This window comes from Microcoleus sp. A003_D6 (assembly GCF_036702825.1).
Taxonomy (GTDB): Bacteria; Cyanobacteriota; Cyanobacteriia; order Cyanobacteriales; family Microcoleaceae; genus Microcoleus.
The window spans coordinates 17,131-22,451 of the sequence record NZ_JAUBWA010000090.1; the positions used below are offsets into that span (position 1 = coordinate 17,131).

The window sequence follows — 5,321 nt, forward strand, 5'->3', positions numbered from 1 at the left end:
AAAATTTTGGGCGGCCCGCGACGAGTGTCGGAAACTTGTATCCGTTTAAGCTTTTGTGCATTTAAATTGTATATTTCGAGTCCCGATCAAAAATCCTCTCCCCCTCTTCCCCTCTCCCCCTCTCCCCCTCTTCCCCTCTTCCCCTCTCCCCCTCTCCCTCTCTAATACCATAGGCAATCTAGATGCAACACAGCTTACTTGCCGTTACTAATAGGAATTTTTACCAAAAACTCCGTGCCCCCGCCCGGAGGTTTAGAAATTTTGATACTGCCGCCGTGTCCGTCCACTACAATTTTGTAGCTAATTGCTAACCCCAAACCAGTGCCTTTGCCCACCGGTTTGGTAGTAAAAAATGGGTTAAAAATTTGGTCTTTAACGCTGTCGGGAATGCCCGGGCCGTTGTCGGCGATCGCCACTTTCAGAAATTTACCGCCATTTTCGCGAACTACTCCCGTGGAAATAGTAATAATTTTATCCAGGCGATCGATCTCGTTCAAGGCATCGATCGCATTGCTCAGCAAATTCATAAACACCTGATTGAGCTGAGACGGATAGCACTCGACAGAAGGCACTTTGCCGTATTTCTTGACTATATAAATTCTATTTTTGAGGCGGTTGGAGAGCAGCAGCAAGGTATTTTCCATACCTTCGTGAATGTCCGCCAGCTTTTTGTCAGATTCATCAAGGCGAGAAAAGTTCCGCAAAGAAAGAACTATGCTGCGAATGCGTTCGGTTCCTATTTTCATAGAATTCAATATATGCGGCAAATCTTCCTCGATAAATTCTAACTCAATTTCTTCGGCAAAATCTGCGATTTCCTGGGGAACCTCTGGGAATGTTTGTTTGTATAAACTCACCAAGTCTAATAAATCTTTAGTATATTTGCTGGTGTGAGGCAAATTAGCCGAAATGAAGTTAACGGGGTTGTTGATTTCGTGGGCTATCCCGGCCACCATTTGACCTAATGATGACATTTTTTCGCTCTGCACTAAATGAGTTTGAGTTGTTTTCAGTTCATTTAAGGCACTATTGAGCCGTTTTATTTGGTCTTGGGTTTGACTGTAAAGGTGAGATTGAGTAATTGCGATCGCCAATTGGTCTGCCACAGCTTTTAACAGTTGGATTTCCTCCCCGCTCCACAGCCAATGAGTAGCGTGGCTGCAAATTAAATAACCCTGCGGCTGGTTTTGAGTCTCGACAGGCACGGCTAAATAGCTATTAGCTTTAAGTTCGATCTGTTGAGCCGCACCCTCAGCCAAAGTGTCCCTCGAAAAAATAATTGGCTCGCCTTGACCGCTCCGTTCTGACAAATTTCCGACCAAGTAAGGCTCAAACTTTATAGCTTGTGTAGAACAATTAGATGGGCAACATTCCCACAGGATTTCTAACGTTTTTTCTTGCGGTTTGTACCAACCAAAAGCCGCCCGTTCTAGATGCAGCAAACTTACTATTTCTTCGATTGTACTTTGCACGATTTTGTCTAATTCCAGGGAAGCGCGAATGCGTCCGGCAATGCGGTTGAGCATGGCTTCTCGCTCCGCTTGGGCGCGATTGTTTTCGGAGGAGTAAATTAGCCAAATTGCTGCCAGCATTGCCGGGACGAGCAGTCCGGCGACTACGGATGTCAGCAAATTTAATGCTTGCAGTTGGGATTCAATGTTTTCGCGGGGAATTACTAAAGCCATCGACCAGTTAACTTCCTTGAGGGAAGCATAGGCCACATACACCCATTTGTTATCTATTTTTACCAGTTCGATGTTCGTCTGGCGGTCGATCATCTGCCGCGCAATTGTGGAGAGTGCGGGGTCTTGTGACTGTAAAAAGCTTCGGGCAGTTCGATCGATATTTCCGATTAAGTTATTGTTGGGATGAACAATTGGCACTCCTTCTGAATTGAGCGCAAAAGCATAACTATCGGAACCGTAATGCAGGCTGTTAACAACATTTGCTATTCTGTCTAATTTAATGCTGCCCGATAGGACTCCAATTACTTGATTGGAAGCCTGTGGCAATGCCCAAACAGGAGCTGAAATGACTATCGTCGAAACTTGTGTACTGCGACCGATCAGCGGGTTAGAAACGTTAAGCTGCCCGGCCATTGCTTTTTTAAAGTGTTGGCGGTCTTTGACGTTCGTGCGGTTGCCTAGAGTGTTAGTTAGTGAGCCGTCGGGTTGAATTAACGCCAGGATGAAATACTCTTTTAACCTGTATATTTCTCCTTGCAACCGGGGCTCGACTAATTGCCAATTGAGAGTGCAAACCGTAGGATCGTAAGCAATGGTTTCTATTTCTGCTTTGCGGCTGCTGAGCCAGCGGTCGATTTCATCGGTACCTTTTTGTAGTTTTAATAGTGCTATTTCCTTTAAATTGTCGAGGATTAGTCCGCGCACAAAAACATAGCTGATGCAAGCAGTGGTGCTAATGGTTAAAGCCGTGCTGCCTAGAATTAGCAGGGTCAGCAAATGGCGGCGCTGCCGTCTGTGCTGCCAAAGACTGTGTACTTGTTGCCACCCCGATTGAGTAGAATTGGTGATGTTGTCCCAAAAGTGGCGCAGCTTTTTTGTTTGCTGCGGCGGCTGTGCAGAGACAGATCCGGCTTGATTTGCTGGGTTTTGCATCATCAAATGTTCTCTCCGAGTCAAATTCATCAAACGGCCTTGGTCATTCGGCAGAATTAATAGCAGCTAAGTGGTGAGATTAGTTTAAGAAAAGAATGCAACTGTAGGCTCGTGAACCCAACCCTGGTAGTCATCAGTCATTCCCAATCTAAAATCTCAAATCTAAAATGGTATGACTTGCATTCCTGACTGCAAACAATTCTTATTCCGATCGCACGCTCGCCTTCTATTTTGACATCAGCTTTATATTTTGACCTTCGGTTTACCTAATTGAGCTTACTGCTTTACGATATCTTTAATATCTATCTCGTTTGTATAACAAAATAATTGTAAATAACACAGAGAAAACACGGAGTTTTTTAAATTAGCAATGTATTATAATGTATGGGCAAAACTCTCTTGACAGTTTTACTAATTTGTGCTTTGGTCTCAAGGGGAAATTTTTTCCTCTAAAGCTTTTTTGGCGAAGCGGGTTGCATAAACGGTGAGGGCGATCGTTGCTAGCAAACCAATGCCGTAGAGAGTCCACTCAGCAGCAGTGCGCGATCGCCCTTGCGAGCCGAGTGCAGCCAAACTCCCGGCCAGGGAACCGATATAAACATACATGACAGTTCCGGGAATCATGCCGATCCAAGATGCCAAAAAATAGTCTTTTAAAGATACCTGCGTGACTCCAAAAGCATAGTTAAGCAAATTAAACGGAAAAATGGGAGAAAGCCGCGTCAGCAGCACAATTTTCCATCCTTCAGAGGCAACTGCGGAGTCGATCGCCTTAAATTTTTGATTGCCCTCTATCTGTTTGGAAACCCAGTCGCGAGTTAAATACCGCCCTACCAAAAAAGCGCAAGTTGCGCCTAAAATCGAGCCGATGGAAACGCAAACCGAACCGCCAACGACTCCAAACAAAACGCCAGAACCGAGAGTCAGCAAAGAACCGGGGATAAATAGAACCGTTGCGACAATGTAAATTAAAATAAAAGCTGCCGGGCCCCAAGGGCCGAGACTCGCGATCGACTCCAGGGCATTTTTCAAAATTCCTTGGAAGTTGAAAAACCTGGTCCCTGCAATTAAAGCCACAGCTAAACCAATCCCTAAAATCAGTTTCCACCTGTTTGATGGAGGCAGATTTTCTTCACCGGGCGATCGCGAATCATTCATTGCTTAAAATCTCCATTCTCCATAATATGGGCATGGGGCATTGGGCCCAAAAGCATGGGGAATCGGGAATCGGGAATCGGGCATCGGGCCCAAGAGCATAGTTTCTTCCTTCTTCCTTCTTCCTTCTTCCTTCTTCCTTCTTCCTTCTTCCTTCTTCCTTCTCAAATCAAAGTACCGCCGCAGCTAGAACCGCTACCCGCCGTACAGCCGTAACAATAAGCAGCCGTTTGCACCTCTTGAATCACATCTAAACTGCCAGATTCGAGCAATTTAGCAGTATTTATCTTTTCCCCGCTGCCAGTTTTCGCCGGCAGATTTTCCATTTGGTTAAAATCGCAGTCGTAGACATTGCCCAAATAGTCGATCGACAATTCATTGCGGCACATTAAATGTTCCACAGTACCGGGATTAAAACTATCCTCCAAAAACCCGAGATAAGGTTTGTGCAGTTTCTTATGTTCCAAATGAAACTTAGTCCGTCCCACCGGCAAATTAGTAATCGCGAACAATTGATTAAAACAAATCCCAAAATGTTCGGCTAAATAAACCTTGTAATCTTGCTCTAACTTGCCCTGTTCCGGTGTTAGCGAAAACTTGTCTGTTGCCGGCACTTGTGGATTGTACACCAAATCCAGAATTAAATTTTGGTTTTTCCCGTATCCCAACTGATTTAGCTTTTGCAGCGCCCGCATCGAACTGTCAAAAACACCGTTGCCGCGCATTTTGTCAACATTGTCAGCTTGGTAGCAGGGAAGCGACGCCACAATTCTGAGTTGATGCTGCGCGCAATATTCGGGAATATCTTCAAAACCTTTTTCAAAGTAAATCGTCAAATTAGAACGAACAATTACCTCTTTACCTGCTGCCCTGGCCGCTTCCGCCAGCGGTTTAAAACCGTAAAGCATTTCGGGAGCACCGCCGGTGAGGTCAACAGTTTGAATTTGAGGAAAGCGGCGAATGATTTCAATTAATTGCTCGCAAATTTCCGGGGAAAGTTCTTCTGTTCGTTTCGGGCTAGCTTCTACGTGGCAGTGAGTGCAAGCGAGGTTGCAGCGTTTGCCGAGATTTATTTGTAAAACTGTAATCTGCTTTTTAGTTAAAGCTGAGTTAATTTTGTTTTTGAAAGGGGTGACTGCTGTCTGAATCATGTGCTAACCTTTTTAGTCTGTGCTCGCAACGAATGTAGAGGCGTTCGGCCGGAACGCCTCTCATAATTTAGCACTAATTCTTTGGATGCGACAGCGACAAATTTTAACCGATCGCTAAAAAGTTAATTGAAACTCACATCTTGCACCATTCTTAGAAACAGGCAAGATGCCTGTTCCACAGGAGAGGAATTTTGTTGTGGAACAGGCATCTTGCCTGTTCCTAAAAGACTTATTGACAATACTGCAACTCAGTTAAAACTGACATCTTGCACCATTCTCGCTTAACAGACAAGATGCCTGTTCCACAAAAGTTAATTTTCTTGTGGAACAGGCATCTTGCCTGTTCCTAAAAGACTTATTGACAATACTGCAACTCAGTTAAAACTGACATCTTGCA

4 protein-coding genes are annotated in these 5,321 nt (G+C 44.7%); all 4 read right to left on the minus strand.

The window, feature by feature from the left end:
• Positions 1-194 precede the first annotated feature (194 nt).
• A complete protein-coding gene (locus QUB70_RS22455; RefSeq protein WP_332983538.1) occupies positions 195-2,621 on the minus strand; it encodes an ATP-binding protein in 2,427 nt (808 codons plus the stop codon).
• A gap of 426 nt (positions 2,622-3,047) precedes the next feature.
• Positions 3,048-3,776: a TVP38/TMEM64 family protein gene (locus QUB70_RS22460; RefSeq protein WP_332983539.1), complete on the minus strand. Its 729-nt coding sequence runs from the start codon at positions 3,774-3,776 to the stop codon at positions 3,048-3,050.
• A gap of 3 nt (positions 3,777-3,779) precedes the next feature.
• A complete protein-coding gene (locus QUB70_RS22465; RefSeq protein WP_332983540.1) occupies positions 3,780-3,941 on the minus strand; it encodes a hypothetical protein in 162 nt (53 codons plus the stop codon).
• The gene (gene arsS / locus QUB70_RS22470) at positions 3,938-4,924 is read right to left on the minus strand and encodes an arsenosugar biosynthesis radical SAM (seleno)protein ArsS (RefSeq protein WP_332983542.1); all 987 of its coding nucleotides are present in this window, start codon (positions 4,922-4,924) and stop codon (positions 3,938-3,940) included. Before arsS ends, QUB70_RS22465 begins: the two co-directional genes overlap by 4 nt.
• Positions 4,925-5,321: the final 397 nt, after the last annotated feature.